The sequence below is a fragment of the Actinoplanes sp. CA-131856 genome, from assembly GCF_050956135.1.
Lineage (GTDB): Bacteria > Actinomycetota > Actinomycetes > Mycobacteriales > Micromonosporaceae > Actinoplanes.
Window position 1 is genome coordinate 2,524,426 of record NZ_CP191849.1, and the last position, 15,743, is coordinate 2,540,168.

Below are 15,743 nucleotides of genomic sequence, written 5' to 3' on the forward strand. Positions count from 1 at the left end.
AAAGCATCGCATGTTTCGCGGTGACCTATGACGAACGCAAACGCATCCGCGAGTGAGGAGTCCGATGCGAGCGTCGTCATCACCGGTAAGGACTTGAGCGTCGGGATTCGAGTGAATCGGAATCGGTTGTGATGCTGCTGGGCCGAGCCGCCGAACGGGCGGTCCTCGACCGGCTGGTGTCGGAGGTCCGGTCGGGTGAAAGCCGTGCCCTGGTGATGGGTGGCCGTCCTGGCGTGGGAAAGACCGCGTTGCTTGATCACGTTGCCGAGCAAGCCGCCGGATGCAGTGTGCTGCGCGTCAGCGGGGTGAAGCCAGAACAACACCTTGCCTACGCGGCCCTGCATCAGATCTGCCGACCGCTGATCGACCTGGTCGAGGCGCTGCCGGCCCCGCAACGTACCGCCTTGTCCATCGCGTTCGGGTTCATTGAAGGCGGCGCTCCGGATCAGTTCCTGGTGGGTCTGGGAGTTCTGAGCATTCTCGCGGACCTGGCTCAGCGCACGCCGGTCGTCTGTCTGATCGACGATGCTCAGTGGCTCGACACGGCGTCGGCCCAAGTGGTCGGTTTCGTCGCGCGTCGGCTGCGAACCGGATTTGTCGGTTTTGTGATCGCGGTGCGCAACGGCGATGACGTCGAATCGCCGGACCTCATCGGCATTCCGAACCTGCCGGTGACCGGATTGCCGCACGACGCGGCGCGCGCCCTGCTCACGTCGGCCTACCAGGGATCGGGCGACAAGCAGGTGCTCGACCGTTTGATAGGGGAGAGTGGTGGCAATCCGCGCATGCTGCTCGCCCTCTCCCGAAGTTACGTTTCGGCGGAACTGGCTGGTGGGTTCGGGCTCCTCGACGCTTCCTCCCTGCCGCCGGACGTCGAGGAGGCTTATCGGCGACGTGTGGCCGGGTTGCCACCTGACGCTCAGCAGATGTTGCTCGTCGCCGCGACGGAGCCGACTGGTGACCCCGGGGTCGTATGGCGGGCGCTCGACCGGTTCGGCATCGAGGCGCACACCGACCTGCCGTTCTTGCTGGCGGCGGCCGGCCTGGTCGACTTCAGTGCCGGAATCCGGTTCCAGCATCCGCTCCTGCGTTCGGTCGTCTACCGGACCGTCGGCCCGGACGCTCGTCGCGCCGCGCACAACGCCGTGGCCGAAGCTATCGACGGAGTCAAGGATCCGGATCGGCAGGCGTGGCACCGCGCCTTGGCCGCCCGGGGCCGGGACGCCGAGCTGGCGGACCTTCTCGAGGATTGCGCGGCGGGAGCCAAGGCCCGAGGAGGGTCGGCTGCGGCAGCCGCGTTCCTGGAACGCGCCGGCCTCCTTACGCCTGACCCGGACCGGCGAGGACGACGATTGCTGGCCGCCGCACAAGCCATGCATGACGGTGGCATGCCGCGAAGCGCGCTGCGATTGGTAGCCATGGCCGATGCGAACGCGGCATCTCCGCCGGTGCGCGCGCAGGCGGCACTCCTCGAGGCTCATGTCGCGGATGTCATCGACGGCAGTGGTAACAGCTTGGGACTCCTTCTCCGGGCAGCGGCCCGGCTGGAGCAAATGGATCCGTCCCTCGCCGTGACCACGTACCTGGAAGCGTTTCGTGCGGCCTGGTATGCCGCCGGCCCCTCGGGCAGCGTGAGTCTTGCGTCCGTTGCGAAAGCTGCGAGATCGGCGTCCGAACTGGTACAACCACCCAGACCGGTCGACCTTTTGCTCCGCGGCCTGGTGTTGCGTTATACCGATGGTCTTGCCGCCGGTGTTGATGACCTGAGGGCGGCTCAGTACGCCCTTCTTCGTTCCATGCCCCTTGCGGGGGACGCGCTGCGGTGGCTGTGGTTCATGTGCGCTACTGCCCTGGATCTCTGTGACGACCCGACGGCGGACGCGCTGACTCGAGAGTACGTACGGATCGGACGAGACGACGGTGCCGCCGGTCTCCTGCCGATGATTCATGCGCAGCGGATCGTCGTACTCCTGTTCGCTGGAGAGCTGGCTGAGGCCGGCGCCCTCGTGGACGAGATGAGCAGCCTGGCTGAAGAGGCAAGCGTAAGGGTTCGGTCCTCCGCCGCCCTCATGGTGGCTGCCTGGTCCGGTGATGAAGAACGCATGCGAGGGCTTGTCACGTCCGGTGGCGCCCATGCCGATCGGCGGGGTGACGGCCTCCTGGCGATCCACACGAAGTGGTCGGAAGCGGTGTTCCTCAACGGATTGCGCCAGTTCGACGAGGCGTTGGCCGCGGCGGAACGAGCCACCTCGGTGACACAGGAACTCGGCATGATGACGTGGGCTCCGCTTGTTGAGCTCGTCGTCGCCGCGGCACACGCGGGAAAGCCTGAGACCGGCCGGGTGGCCCTGCGACGGCTGGCTGCCATGACCGAAGCGTGCGACACGGACTGGGCACGCGGAATGGAGCGTTGTTGTCGTGCGCTGCTCGATGACGAGTCCACCGCCGAGTACGCCTACGTCGAAGCCATTGAAAGGCTTTCCAGGACGCGGGCCGAAGTTTACCTTGCACGAACTCGTCTCTACTTCGGCGAATGGCTGTGGCGCCACGACCGGCGAGCCGACGCCCGCGACCAACTCCGAATCGCGCACGAGCAATTCAGTGCGATGGGCATGGCGGCCTACGCGAAATTGGCCGAGACTAGGCTCGAAAGGGGAGCTGTCAGGCGGTCTCACAGTTCGCCCGATAATTTGACGGAACAGGAACAGTTGATCGTCCGGCTCACCCGCGACGGGTTGTCCAACGCGGACATCGCGGCCCGCCTGTTCATCAGCCACCGGACCGTCGAATGGCATCTCAGTAAGGTGTTCAACAAGCTGGGGATATCTTCCCGGCGTCAATTGCGGCGTCCGTCGCTCTCCTCATAGGTCCGTTCTCATTATCGGGAAGAGACTCTAAATCTCCTACTGACCGCTACGGACGGCTCGATCCGGCACAGTTCGGCGCCGCCGGGGTCACGTCGTGCGCCGTGGCCGGCCCGACGGCCGCCGAGTGGTCACCGATCGGGGAGAGCCGGCAGCTTCGCCCTAGAGTTCACACCGAGTTTGGCGAAGGCTTTGTAGAGGTGATACTCGACGGTACGCGTGCTGACGAACAGTTGCTCGGCGATCTCGGAGTTGCTGCACCCCGCCCGGGCCAGCGATGACACGCGTGCTTCCTGCGGGGTCAGCCGTCGACGATTCTCCGCGGTGCGCTTGCGCGTGGCCTCACCGGTGGCGAGTATTTCCCCTCGGCTGCGCTCGGCGAAGGACACCGCACCCAGCGCGGTGAAGTGGTCATCGGCGGCGCGCAGACGGACCCGTGCGTCGATACGGCGATTCTTGCGCCGCAGCCACTCGCCGTACAGCAGATCGGCTCTGGCCAACTGGCAACGGATGCCGGCGAGGGAGAGCCGGTCGACAGCCTCCGCGAACAGTGCCTCCGCGTGCTGGTCGTCGGCCAGCAGAGCGTCTGCGATGGCTTGGACACCGAGTGCCCAATCGGTTCCGGCCGCGGTTGTCCGCTGGGAGAGTCGAGCGGCAGCACTGCTGGCCAGGCCCACATCGCCGGTTCGAACGGCCGCCTCCACCAACTCGACCAGAGCCCAGCCGGTGAAACCGGGATGCTCGGAGCACACGGCCTCGCGTACCGCTGAGGCGACCTGGTCGTAGTGTCCGGCCGCGTTGTAGATGGCAGCAGCCGCGACCGCCGCCGCCACCGCGGCGTCATGACCACGAACTCGATCAGTCATATGGGATAGAACATCCTCCCGGTGTGGGCGCCAGCGCCAGCCCGATGGAGGACCGGCCAAGGGGTGTGCGAGGGCGGTTCCGGCCGGCCTGCTGACGAGACGAGCGATCGCACACCGATCCAGCGCTGTCTCGGTGCGGTTCGGGCGTGTCCCCGCCGAAACGCCGTACGCGTCGGCGACGGGAAGCATCAAGTTCATCCCTCTTTCGGCCCTAGGGGAGCGAGCGGCGAGATCGGTCCACGCCGGCGCGTCCCAGAGATCGACCGCCACCAGCCCCGCGAGTCCGAGCCACCGACTGGTGCGTGGATCCGGGCTGCGCGTGCGGAATGCCGTCACCGCGGCGCGTAGGGGGTCCACCGAGCGGGCGTAGCCGTCGAGGATGCGGGTGGACAATCCGTGCAGGATCAGATCGGCCGGGTGATCGACGGGGTCGACCATGGCTGCCCGCGCCTCGGTGGCCGCGACGATCAGCAGGTCGCCTGCCGCGGCTGACATCGCCGCCAGGAGAGCCTCAAGATATGCCTCTCGAGCATTAGCCGGGTCATATGGCCGGAGCAGCCGGGCAGCATCGAGGAGTCGCCCGACCGAGCCGGCACCCGGGTGTACGACTGTGTCGATCCTGGCTAGATGCCAGACGCGTCGCGCCCAACCTGTGGTACCCGGCGCCCCCATCGCGACCATGCCGAGGATCCGCTGAGCGGCGACGAAATCACCACTGTCATACCTGGCGGTCGAGGCCGCGAGCGCACGCTCGTCGCGGCGGGCGGGATCGCTGGTCAGCAGGGCCGCCTTCTCCAGAAAGACAGAGCGGGCCGCGATTCCTCCCCGGGACTGCGCCGAGTCCGCCGCATCCTCCAGCCGGTCGGCCAGCACGTCGTCATGACCAGTTGCGGCAAGCGCATTGTGCCAGACCTGCCAGGTGCGGTCATCGTCAGCGTTCTCGCTGATCATGCGATGGATCAGTCGCCGTTCCTCGGGTGGGGCCGAGTGATACGTCACCAGACGCAGTTCGGGGCAGGTGAATGTGATCCGATTGCCGGCCTCGACGAAGCCGGCCGAGATCAAGCAGTCCGGGTCGGCTCCCAATTCGGCACTCATGCGGCCAAACCGGGCGAGGTCACCGCTGGAATCTGCTGCCGCGGCCAGCAGAAGCCGCCAAGCCGTCGGGGTAAGCTCGGCGGCCCGGTCGGGACAATACTGCTCATGGGTGCATGACCGTCGGCGGCGAGGGGTGGGGATGGCGAAGCCGCCCGCCAGCTCGGCCTCGGTGAAGCCCTGAAGGAACTGCGCCAGCAACCTCATTTTGCCGTGCGATTCCTGCAAGAGGCGATCGGCGACATCGGGGTCGAGCGGCCCAAGTGCCACATTCGGCAGTTGGTTCTCGAGGCCTTCCCGATCGAGCGGTGCGACCGCGATCGTGGGCAGCTTATCGAGGCACGTAAGACGATCAGTCGGCTCGTGGGCGAGCACCACCAGCATCGGCCGGCCACCCGCGCGGCGGGCGATATGGGCGAGCACCTCGGCCGTGGCATTGTCAAGGCAGTGCGCGTCATCAACGGCAAGACAGACGGGCCCGGACGCCGCAAGGCTGTCGAGCTGTTCCAGCATGGCGGAGCCGACCGACGCGGCAGAGGGCCGGGCGTCGCCCGCCAAGCCGAACGCCGCGTTCAGCGCCTCCTGGTGAGCGGCCGCAAGGCTGGAGTTGTCGTCGAACAGTTCGACCCAGAGCAGGTGCAGAGCCGCGTAGGGCATCTCCCGCTCCGCGGCCACCGGCCGGATCCGAACCACACGGAAGCCGGCCGCCTGGCCGATCGCGTAGTCCACGCCTGAGGACTCGCCGATGCCCGGCTCACCGACGATCCGCAGACCGCAGCCGTCGCCGGCGGCCGCAGCTCGGACCAGGTCGTCCAGCCGAGCGCGCTCGTCCGTACCGGGTGGCGAAGGGTCATGGACGCTCATGGCTCTCATCTTGCGTCGCGAAACCCAGGTCGACGCCCGAGATGACCACCGGTCCGACCCCCGGACTTGGACGACCGACCCCGGGAGATCGAGGCCCCGGACCCCGGTCGGACCGGGTGGCTCTCGGAGGCGGTGACCTCGATGCTGAGCCACGAATGATCGCGGTGCTCCCGCCGGTTCGCTCGGGAACACCCGCGATCGCTCTCGTCGGGCTCGGAGGTCGGAGCGTCTGTGATCGTCGATCAGAGGCGGAGCTGGCGGGGCAGGTCGGCGACGCTGTCGAGGATGTGGGTGGGCTGCTCACGTTCCAGTTCGGCGCGGGTCTGGGCGCCACTGAGCACCGCCACCACCATCGCGGCGCCGGCGGCCCGGCCGGCCCGGATGTCGAGGGCGGTGTCGCCGGCGGCGAGAACCTGGGCCGGGTCGTCCACATCGGTCAGGGCCATCGCACGGTGGATCATGTCGGGGGCCGGGCGGCCGGCGGCGACGTCGGCGGCGCAGACGACCGCGTCGAGGTGTTCGCCGATCCGCCAGCCGACGACCTCGAGGAGCGGGTCGGTGACGGTGTGGTCGAAGCCGGTGGTCAGGACCACCCGGGTTCCGGCGGCGCGCAGGGCCGCGAGAGCCTCGGGGACGCCGGTGACCGGTGCCGGCGGCTGCTCGGCGTAGGCGGCGTTCAGCCGCTCCACGAATCGGGCGTGCAGCTTCTCGACGGCGTCGTGGTCGCCGGTGAGCGCGGCCAGGGCGGCCCGTTTGTCGGCGCCCATCCAGTGGCGTAACTGCCCGTCGTCGGCCGGGGTGCCGTGCTCGGCGACCACCTCGGCCAGGACGCGGTAGACGGTGCCCTGCTCCTCGATGGTGGTGCCGGCGATGTCGAGGGTGGCGAGGCGGATCATGAGCGGCTCCCGAGGCGGCCGCGGACGACGGCGGACAGCCGGTCGACGGCGATGATGAGGACGAGGACGACCAGGATGTGGGTGAGCATCTGGTCGAACTGGAACAGTTGGATGGATTGGTTGATGAGGAAGCCGATGCCGCCGGCGCCGACCAGGCCGAGCACGAGCGACGAGCGGACGTTGACGTCGAAGCGGTAGAGCAGCAGCCCGACCAGTTGCGGTGTCACCGACGGCAGCAGCGCGTGTGCGGCGACCTGGAGGCGGCCCGCGCCGGCCGATCGCAACGCCAGCGGCGGGCCCGGGTCGGCGTCCTCGAGGGTTTCGGCCCACAGCTTGCCCATCACGCCGACGTTGTGGCAGATCAGGGCGAGCACGCCCGGGAACGGGCCGAGGCCGACCGCGGTCACGAAGATGAGCGCGAACACGACGTCAGGCACGGCTCGCAGGAACGACAGCACGGCCCGGGCGCTCTGGTACACCCATCCGGCCGGTGCGGTGCCACGCGCGGCCAACAGGGCGAGCAGCAACGACAGCGGGATCGACAGGGTGGTACCGAGCAGGCCGATCCAGAGAGTGACCAGTGCGGCTTGGACGCTGTCGCCCAGCACTTGGGCGGACAGGTCGGGTGGGAAGGCCTCGGCGATGAAGTCGGCCATGCCGTGCCAGCCGGTGACGAGGTTGCTCACCGACATCTCGGTGGTCCGCCAGGCCACGATGTGGGCGGCCACGACGACGGCGGCGATCAGCCAGCCCACCACGACCGTACGGGGGCGGCGGGGCTTGGCCGGCACCGGCAAGCGGGCGGGCGTGGCGGTCGTGGTGGTCATGGCACCTCCTGCAGTGGCTGGCCGGCGTAGAGCGAGTCGACGGGCTGGGCGGGGTCGCCGTCGAGGACGACGCGGCCGGCGCGCAGGCCGACGATCCGGTCGGCGTGCCGCCGGGCCAGGTCCGGTTGGTGCAGGACCGCGAGGACGGCGAGGTTCTCGGCGTGGGCGAGCTCGGCCAGCAGGGCCAGGACCTGTTCGGCGGCGGCCGGGTCGAGGGCGGAGACAGGCTCGTCGGCGAGCAGCGCCGGAGCCCGCTGAAGCAGGGCGCGGGCGATAGCGACGCGCTGCTGCTGGCCGCCGGACAGGGTGCCGGCCCGGTCGTGTGCGCGGTCGGCCAGGCCGACCCGGTCGAGGCAGGCCATCGCCTCCTCGCGAACCGCCCGCGGCAGCAGGACGGGCAGCAGCGAGCGGTGCAACGGGAGCCGGCCGAGGGCGCCGGCGCACACGTTGTCGAGCACGCTGAGCCGCCCGACCAGATGAATCTGTTGAAAGATCATCGCCGTGTCGAGAGGGCCACGCGGCCGTCCGGCGACGGTGACCGAGCCCGCGGTGGTCGGCACCAGGCCGGCGGCGGCCCGCAACAGGGTCGACTTGCCGGAGCCGTTGGCGCCGAGCACGGCGAGCAGCTCGCCGGCGGAGACCGTGACGTCGACGCCGTGCAGGACGTCACGGTCTCCGTAGCGGACCGCGATGGCGGTCAGGCCGAGCATCAGACGTCCTTCTCCGTGAGACCGAGCGAGGTGGCCAGGTCGAACAGCGGCTGGTAGGTGGACTGGTCGACGGCGACCATCGGGCCGGCCGGGTCGACGTCGAGCAGCGCGCCGATCTTGCCGACATCGGCCGGGTCGAGCGTGAGCAGCGCGTCCTTCAGGGCACTCTTGAACGCGGGGTCCATGCTGCCGCGGACGGTGATCGGGTCGTTCGGGATCGGGTCCGACGCCCAGATCTGGCGGAACTTGGAGGCGTCGAACTTGCCGGCGGCGGTGGCGCTGGCCTGCTGCTGGGTGTTGATCTCGGCCGCGTCGACCTTGCCGTTGGTGAGCGCCAACAGGGCCTGGGGGTGCCCACCGGCGTACGTCACCTTGACGCTCTTCTGGTCGAGGCCGACGTCCTTGAGCGCTTTGCGCGGCAGGGCGTCGCCCGAGGTCGAGCCGACCGAGCCGAGCGCCAGGCTGCGGCCCTTGAGCTGCTGGATCGTCGTGATGTCGGAGTCCTTCGGTACCCAGATGCCGGCCTTGTAGCTGGAGAGCGTGCCCTGGGCGTCGGCGAACGAGGCGATCGCCTCGGCCCCGGCCCGCTTGCTGGCGAACACGTAGCCGAGCGGCCCGAAGATCGCGATGTCCAGCTTGCCGTTCTGCATGGCCAGGACCTCGGCCGAGTAGTCCTGGGTGACGGTCACCTTGACCGGACAGTTCAGCTTCTTCTCGAGCGCGGCGCCGAGCGCCTCGGCGGCCGGGGTGAGCTTGGCCGGGTCCTCGAACGGCTCGACGCCGAAGCGGATCTGCCCACCCGGGCAGGTGGCGGAGGCGCCGGTCGTGCTGTCGGTGTCGCCGCCACCACAGGCGGCGAGCGAGACGAGGGCGGTGAGGGCGACCATGGGGGCCAGAAGACGGTAAGTACGCATGTGGGAGCTCCAGATCAGAGGGAATCGAGTACGGCCGGCGCGAGCCCGAAGGCCGTGGTCATGCCGATGCCCGAGGTCACGGCGACCGCCGTGACACCCGGAGCGACCGGGGTCCTGAGGAACTCGCCGTCCGCGCTGGCGTAGACGCCCCGCCAGCGGCGAACGACGGCGAGGTTCGGTCCGAGCAGAGCCCGGGTCTCGGCCAGCAGCAGCTCATCGAGCTCCTCCGAGGACCAGGGTTCGTGAGTACGGGCGTACGCGTGCGTGTCGCCCACGACGAGGTCACCGCCCGGCAGCTGGGTGAACATGTGGTTGACGTCGGCGCCGAGCAGGTCGGGCCGCTCGGTCTGCCAGCGCCGGCGCAGCGCGGCCGCGCCGGCGGTGGCGGCCAGGGCGGGGTAGCGCAGCATCGAGCTGCCGGTCAGCACGGCGGGGTCGAGCCGGAGCCCGGGCACGCGTACCTGCAGCATCTGAAGCACGCAGCGGCGCAGGCCGGCCCGGTCGGCGACCTCGGGCAGCAGCCGGTCGAGGTGGTGACCGGCGCAGACCACGACCCGGCGCGCGGCGATCTCCCCGCGGCCGGTCCGGACGAGACCTTCCTGGACGCCGAGCACCGGCGTGGACCACAGGATCCGTACGCCGGACTGGTCCTGAAGCCACGCCGCGAGCGCGCCCGCGGCGCGGCGCTGGTCGACACGGAGGTCGCGGGGCGCCAAGGCGCCGCCCAGCAGCCTGTCGTCGGTGACCGGGACGTGCTTGCGGACCTGACCGGCATCGAGCAGGACGACCTCGCCCTCCCCGCGAGCGGTGGCCAGCTCCTCGAGCGCGGCCATCTCCTCGGGCGCCCGGGCGAGCATCACGGTGCCGGACTCGGCGACCGAGAAACCGGCGGCCCGGCCCATGCGCAGCCAGACGCCGCGGGCGTGCTCGGCGAACTCGAGGGCCTCGCCGGCCTGGGCGGTGATGCAGGCGTGCCCGAAATTGCGGACCGAAGCGCCGACGGCGCGTTCGTCACGCTCGACGACGGTGACGGACATGCCGCGCGAGACGGCCTCGACGGCGTGGGCCAGACCGACGATGCCGGCACCGACCACGACCAGGTCGACCGGAGGGGAGGAGGCGTTCACGGGGCTCACCCTGACAGCCGCCGCGAACCAGGGTCAACAGCTTGTATGTATAAGTCATTGCCTGTTCACCTAGCGAGCGTCGACGATTCACGCGCTCCGGCGGCGCTTGTATAGTCTTCCTTCATGACTAACCCCCTGCATCAGCTCGTCGCGGCGGAGCTGCGGCGCCGCATCCGCGCCGGTGAGCTGGAGATCGGCGCCTCGCTGCCGTCGGAGGCCGAGCTGTGCCGGGAGTTCTCCGCTTCGCGCGGGCCCATCCGCCAGGCGCTGGCCGCTCTGCGCGAGGAGGGCATGATCAGCAGCGGCCAGGGCAAACGCCCCGTGGTCCTCGACGCCGTGCCCGCTCAGCCGTTCGAGTACTTCCAGTCGTTCACCCGCCGCGCCGAGCTCACGGGATACGTTCCGGGCCAGCGGTTGCAGGAGATCGCGCTGCGCCGTCCCGAGCCGCACGTCGCGGCGGGACTCAACCTGGACCCGGACACCCTGGCGGTGCAGTTGCTGCGGCTGCGGCTGCTCGACGGGCAGCCGGCCATGCTGGAACGGATGACCTACATCGAGCCGGTCGGGCGCCCGCTGCTCGACGCCGACCTCGACGCCGGCTCGATCTACGCGTACCTGATCGAGCGCGGCGCCGACCTGCACAGCGCCCGGCACACCTTCGACGCGGTCGCCGCCGACGCGACCGACTCCCGGCTGCTCGGCGTTCCGGTCGGGGCGCCGCTGCTGCGCGAGCGGCGCCTGACCATGGACTCCACCGGCGCGCCGATCGAGTGGTCGGACGACCGGTACCGGCCCGACATCGCGACGGTCACGATGACCAACAGGCGCGACGCCATGGGCGGCGCCCGGACCGCGGTCGCCTGATCGGCTTCAGGCCGCGGGCAGGACGGCCTGCCGGGGCGCCGGGCCGCGGCGGGCGGCGTCGAACGCGTCGTCCAGCTTCTCCAAGGGGTACGCCCCGTCGACCAGTTCGGCGAACGGGTAACGGTCGTGGCAGGAGGCCAGGAAGTCGACCGCCGTCTGGAGATCGGCAGCGGTGTAGTTGTGCATACCGGTGACGGTCAGTAGGCCACGAACCACTCGCTCCGGATCAAGCTCCACCGCCGGGCCGGGCGACACCGAGCCCGCCAGTACCAGCGTGCCACCGACCGCGAGCGAGCCGAGAGCCGCCCGGACCGCGGCCGGCGCGCCCGACAGCTCCAGCGCGACGTCGACCTCGGCCGGCGCCGGGCCGGCCGACACCTCGGCCGCGCCGAAGCGCGAGGCCAGCTCGCGGCGGGCAGGGACGGGATCGACCGCGATGACGTGCACGCCCCGCTCGGCCAGCATCGCGACCGCGGTCAGGCCCAGCATGCCCGCCCCACTCACCATCGCCCGCATGCCGGACTCGACGGGGCCGGCGGCCCGGAGCGCGGCGGCCACGGTCGCGGTGGCGCATGCGGCCGGAGCGGCCACCTCATCGGGCACCGCGTCCGGCACGGCGACGATCGCTGTGCCGGGCATGAGCAGGCAATGCGTGGCGAATCCGCCGGTGAGCGGGTGCTCGGTTGTCCATGGCTCGTGGCCGTATTTGCGCAGCCGCAGGCATTTCTGGGTGAGCCCGCGCCGGCAGCGCGGGCACTGCCCGCACGAGGCGGTGACCGACCAGACCACCCGCTGCCCCAAGGCGGCCGGCGCGTCAGGACCCACCGCGACGACCCGGCCCACTTGCTCGTGACCGAGAACGCCGGGCGCCGGAGACGGCCGGTGGCCGCTCACCGTGTGAACGTCACTGCCGCACACCGTTGCCAGATCAACGGCGATCAGCACCTCACCCCGCTCGAGCCGGCTCGGCACGGGGGTGGTGCAGACGGTGAACGGCCGGCCGACGCCGTCCCAGCGGGAGTAGCGCGCTTCGCTTTCCATGCGAAGCACCCTAACCTGTACATACAAGATGCGGAAGCGTTCGACAAGTGAACTCCGGCGGAAGCTCCCGCGGATCAGGCCTGGCTTCCGGCCAGCCATGCCGCCAGCATCGCATTGACCTGATCGGCCTGCTCGTACTGAACCCAGTGCCGGCCCCGCGCGATGAGGTGCAGATCGCAGTTCGGCATCGTCCGGGCGAGCCACCAGCCACCGGTCGGACGGTTGACCCTGTCGTCCGACCCCCAGACAACCATTGCCGGTACCGTGCAAGCGGCGACTCGCCGACGAGCCCGGCTGAAATCCATCTTCCACAATGTGCCGAGCATTCCGGGACCGACTCGCGGGCGTCGCAGCGGCGGGTCGGCCACGACCTCCGGAACGATGCTCGCCTGATAGCGCGCTTCGAACGCCTCGTCGGACACCTGCGCCGCATCGACGACGAGGTAGTCATCGATGAATGACCGCAGTTTCGCCCGCGACGGCCCTGCGCCGCCGTAGAAGTTGAGCAGCGCATTCAGCCCGCTGGTGGGCAGGGCACGGGTGGTCCCGATCCCGCCCGGCGCCAGCAGCGCCATCCGAGCCACCCGCTGCGGGCTGTCCAAAGCCACCCGCAATGCGGCGGCGCCGCCGTAGGAGTGCCCGACCATATGCGCCGCCTCCAGACCGAGCGCATCGAGCAGACCCCGCACGAAAGCAGCGAGATCGCCGAACGGGTCGGTCCGCTCCACCGCCTTCGAGGAGTTGCCGTAACCGGGCATGTCCGGGACGAGCACCCGGTAACCGAGGCCGGCCAGCGCATCGATGTTGCGGCTGAAGTTCGACTCCCCGGTGGTTCCCGGGCCGCCGCCGTGCAGCAGCAATACCGGTACGTCCTTTTGGGCGCCGCCCGCCGTGGCGATATCGGTCAGGAATATGTCGCGCGCGCCAACCCGTACCATTGAATGCTTGCGCAGCAAATCAGATTGCGGGGTGACGGCGACGGGATCAATCGAGGGCATGGAAACGCCTCCTCATCAAGCCGCGATTACCGGTCCTGGCGCCTTTCTGGGCGACCATTCCGGTTGGAGCGTCCGTCACGGTAAACCTCTCACCGCAATCGCTCAACCGTGCGGGTCCCGCCTTCGAGATCGTTCCGATCACACCAACAGGCCGTCAGGACATCGCCGTAACGGAGTGGTAAGAGTGATCCGTGTGAAGGCAAACAACCATGGCCTCCGTCGCGAATGAATTGTCATCGCCGGAGGCTTGCCTTCGAGAGGCACCTGCGCGGTCTGCCGTACATGATCAACAACTCGCGATGGCTCGAACGGGCCTCCGTGCTCAGCTGGTCAGGCGGGTGACGAATCCGATGCGGTCGCCGCGGTAGAGGGCTCGGACCCGTTCGATCGGCGCGCCGGACTCGTCGGTGGAGACGCGCTGCATGAGCAGCATGGGCTGGGCCGGGTTGGTGGCCAGCAGCGCGGCTTCGCGAGGGCTGGCCAGGACCGTCTCGATGCGTTCGGTGGCCTCGGCGTAACGGATGCCGTACCGGGCCTGGACGTGCCGATACAGCGAGCCCGTCGCGTCGAAGCCCTCCATCAGGTCGCCGAAGCGGGCGGCCGGCATGTACGTGCTCTCCAGGCCGAGCGGCTCGCCGTCAGCCAGCAGCACGCGCTCGAGGTGCAGGACCCGGCCGCCCAAATCGTCGTCCTCGAGGGTCTCGACGGTGACGACCCGGCGGCTGGGATCGCGGCCCATCTCGCGCAGCGCCTCGGTGTAGCTGCCCAGGCTCAGTGGCTGAATCAGCTTGGGCGCGGCGACAAAGGTGCCCCGGCCGCGGTGCGCCCGCAGGCGGCCCTCCATGACGAGCTCCGAGATGGCCTGGCGCAGGGTGGTGCGGGCGACCCCGTACGCGGCCGCGAGGTCCCGCTCCGGCGGCAGCGGCGCGCCCTCGCCCAGGTCGGCCAGAAGGTTGAGCAGCTGGTTCTTGACCACGTAGTACTTGGGCACCCGGCCGTGCTCGGGAACTCCGCCACGAATCGCGTCGACCGTCACCGGGCCGACCCTACCGAAGGGCCGGCCCGGCTGTGCTCAGGAGACCTTGAGGTCGTCGATGACCCAGTACCAGTTGTTGGCCGCGTCGTAGTAGCGGAACTTGACGGTCATGCTGGTCGCGCCGGCCGGGGCGGTGACCGTCAGCGACTCGGCGGTGGCCCGGGCGTCGGCCGAGTAACGCTTCACCAGCTGGTCGGCGCCGCCGTTGAAGGAGACGAGGACGTCGCCCTTCTGGGTGCCCTCCTGCCGGTAGTGGGTCACATACGAGATCCGCTTGGTCGTGCCGGCCGTGACCGCGTACGACGGGGACACCAGCGTCGAGTCGAAGGTGGCGCCGCCGGATTTGTCGGCGAACTCGTCGCTGTCGGCCACCGCGAACACGCCCCGGGTGCGCAGCGCGTTCTCCCGTTCCTGGCTGCCCTGAGCCCGGCTCCAGAACTCGTCGGTCGTGAACGACCAGCCGCGCCACTCGGTGACGCCGCCCGCCGGCATCTTGCTCCGGTCCACCGACCAGCCGGCCGGCGCGGTCGGTGTCCATCCGGCCAGCGTCGCCGGGATGCCGGTCTCGTCCACCCGGGTCCGCAGGGCCAAGGAGTCGAAGGGATCGGTGGACCGCTTCCGTACATCCTTTCCGTCGACTGCGGCGGTCACGCCGAACTGGGCCAGCGCGGTCGCGGCCAGATCGACCTGCCGCCCGTCGATCGGCCGGCTGCCTGCGGCGATGCCCGCGCCGGTGGCAAGCAAGAAAGTGCCGCGCTCGTCGATGCCGCAACCGCCGTGCCCGCCCAGCGGAACCCGGTGCCCGTGGTCGGTGGTGACCAGGATCAGCCAGTCCTCACTGGCGTACGTGGCTCGGCCCTTGACCGCGGCCAGTAGCTGACCGAGCTGCTTGTCCTGCGTGGCGATCGCGCTCAGGTAGGCGCTGCCGGTACCCGACGCGTGCGCGACCGCGTCCGTGTTGCCCAGGTAGACGAACGACGCGTCTGGCCCGTCGGCCGCCCCGAGCCGGCTCACCGCGTCCGCCGTGATCTTCACGTCCTGCGCGGCGTAGCCGTTCGCGTCACCGTCGTACGTCACCCGGGTGTCGATTTTGGTGGAGAACGTGCCCTGACTGTGCAGGGCGGCCCAGTCGACCGCGGAATAGGTGCGGTAGGCCGGGTTCGCCGTCTCCAGGCGCGTGAGGAAATCGGGGTAGGTCCCGTACTGCTTGCCGGCGAAGCGGTTGTCGGTGACACCGTGCCGGTCCGGCCACACACCGGTGGCGATGTTCGACCAGCCCGGCCCGGAGGACGAGTCGGCGACCGACGGGCACTGGACCAGGCTGCGGGCGAGCAGTCCCTGTGCCGCGAGCGAATCGAGGTTCGGCGCGTCGGCGGCGACGGCACTGTCCCAGTTGAGCCCGTCCATGCCGACGACCAGCAGCTTCTTGACGGGGGCGGCGGCGTGCGCGGGAACCGCGAGGCCGGTGATCGCCGCGCCGGCAAGCAGGGCGGCGGCCAGAGTTCGATGCATGTCGTGCCTTTCGAGGCGGTGGGAGCACTGATACGCATCAGAAGCCGTCAGCGTGAACGCCGGGTGCCGCAACGGTGGGCGCTAAGGTAACAGGTCCAGACCAATTCTGGTCCAGGTTGGACGCTCGTC

Annotated in this window: 12 protein-coding genes; 2 read left to right on the top strand and 10 right to left on the bottom strand. The window is 69.7% G+C overall.

Annotation, left to right across the window (positions count from 1 at the left end; genetic code table 11):
- Nucleotides 1-131 precede the first annotated feature (131 nt).
- On the top strand, nucleotides 132-2,867 hold the full coding sequence (locus ACQP2X_RS12130) for an ATP-binding protein (protein ID WP_498700919.1): 2,736 nt from the start codon (nucleotides 132-134) through the stop codon (nucleotides 2,865-2,867).
- 128 nt (nucleotides 2,868-2,995) lie between these two features.
- Here ACQP2X_RS12130 and ACQP2X_RS12135 read toward each other — a convergent pair whose 3' ends face one another.
- The 6 genes from ACQP2X_RS12135 to ACQP2X_RS12160 form a co-directional block, all read right to left on the bottom strand.
- The gene (locus ACQP2X_RS12135) at nucleotides 2,996-5,689 is read right to left on the bottom strand and encodes a helix-turn-helix transcriptional regulator (protein ID WP_498696387.1); all 2,694 of its coding nucleotides are present in this window, start codon (nucleotides 5,687-5,689) and stop codon (nucleotides 2,996-2,998) included.
- Nucleotides 5,690-5,931: 242 nt separating this feature from the next.
- Entirely contained in the window at nucleotides 5,932-6,585 is a 654-nt protein-coding gene (locus tag ACQP2X_RS12140; protein ID WP_498696390.1) for a phosphonatase-like hydrolase, read from the bottom strand.
- Nucleotides 6,582-7,412: a phosphonate ABC transporter, permease protein PhnE gene (phnE, locus tag ACQP2X_RS12145; RefSeq protein ID WP_498696392.1), complete on the bottom strand. Its 831-nt coding sequence runs from the start codon at nucleotides 7,410-7,412 to the stop codon at nucleotides 6,582-6,584. The genes ACQP2X_RS12140 and phnE overlap by 4 nt, the downstream gene beginning before the upstream one ends.
- A complete protein-coding gene (locus ACQP2X_RS12150; protein ID WP_498693179.1) occupies nucleotides 7,409-8,122 on the bottom strand; it encodes a phosphonate ABC transporter ATP-binding protein in 714 nt (237 codons plus the stop codon). The genes phnE and ACQP2X_RS12150 overlap by 4 nt, the downstream gene beginning before the upstream one ends.
- Complete coding sequence (locus ACQP2X_RS12155; protein WP_498696394.1) at nucleotides 8,122-9,036, bottom strand: phosphate/phosphite/phosphonate ABC transporter substrate-binding protein; 915 nt, start codon at nucleotides 9,034-9,036, stop codon at nucleotides 8,122-8,124. Before ACQP2X_RS12155 ends, ACQP2X_RS12150 begins: the two co-directional genes overlap by 1 nt.
- 14 nt (nucleotides 9,037-9,050) lie before the next feature.
- The gene (locus ACQP2X_RS12160) at nucleotides 9,051-10,163 is read right to left on the bottom strand and encodes a TIGR03364 family FAD-dependent oxidoreductase (protein ID WP_498696397.1); all 1,113 of its coding nucleotides are present in this window, start codon (nucleotides 10,161-10,163) and stop codon (nucleotides 9,051-9,053) included.
- 123 nt (nucleotides 10,164-10,286) lie between these two features.
- Here ACQP2X_RS12160 and ACQP2X_RS12165 point away from each other — a divergent pair, with 123 nt between their 5' ends.
- The gene (locus ACQP2X_RS12165) at nucleotides 10,287-11,027 is read left to right on the top strand and encodes a GntR family transcriptional regulator (protein ID WP_498696399.1); all 741 of its coding nucleotides are present in this window, start codon (nucleotides 10,287-10,289) and stop codon (nucleotides 11,025-11,027) included.
- Between the two features lie 6 nt (nucleotides 11,028-11,033).
- On the opposite strand, the gene ACQP2X_RS12170 is transcribed toward ACQP2X_RS12165, so the two are convergent.
- The 4 genes from ACQP2X_RS12170 to ACQP2X_RS12185 form a co-directional block, all read right to left on the bottom strand.
- Complete coding sequence (locus ACQP2X_RS12170) at nucleotides 11,034-12,068, bottom strand: zinc-binding dehydrogenase (RefSeq protein WP_498696400.1); 1,035 nt, start codon at nucleotides 12,066-12,068, stop codon at nucleotides 11,034-11,036.
- Between the two features lie 74 nt (nucleotides 12,069-12,142).
- Nucleotides 12,143-13,066, bottom strand: a complete 924-nt coding sequence (locus ACQP2X_RS12175; RefSeq protein WP_498696402.1) for an alpha/beta fold hydrolase — start codon at nucleotides 13,064-13,066, stop codon at nucleotides 12,143-12,145.
- A gap of 322 nt (nucleotides 13,067-13,388) precedes the next feature.
- Complete coding sequence (locus tag ACQP2X_RS12180; RefSeq protein WP_498696403.1) at nucleotides 13,389-14,102, bottom strand: GntR family transcriptional regulator; 714 nt, start codon at nucleotides 14,100-14,102, stop codon at nucleotides 13,389-13,391.
- A gap of 36 nt (nucleotides 14,103-14,138) precedes the next feature.
- The gene (locus ACQP2X_RS12185; RefSeq protein WP_498696406.1) at nucleotides 14,139-15,614 is read right to left on the bottom strand and encodes an alkaline phosphatase family protein; all 1,476 of its coding nucleotides are present in this window, start codon (nucleotides 15,612-15,614) and stop codon (nucleotides 14,139-14,141) included.
- Nucleotides 15,615-15,743: the final 129 nt, after the last annotated feature.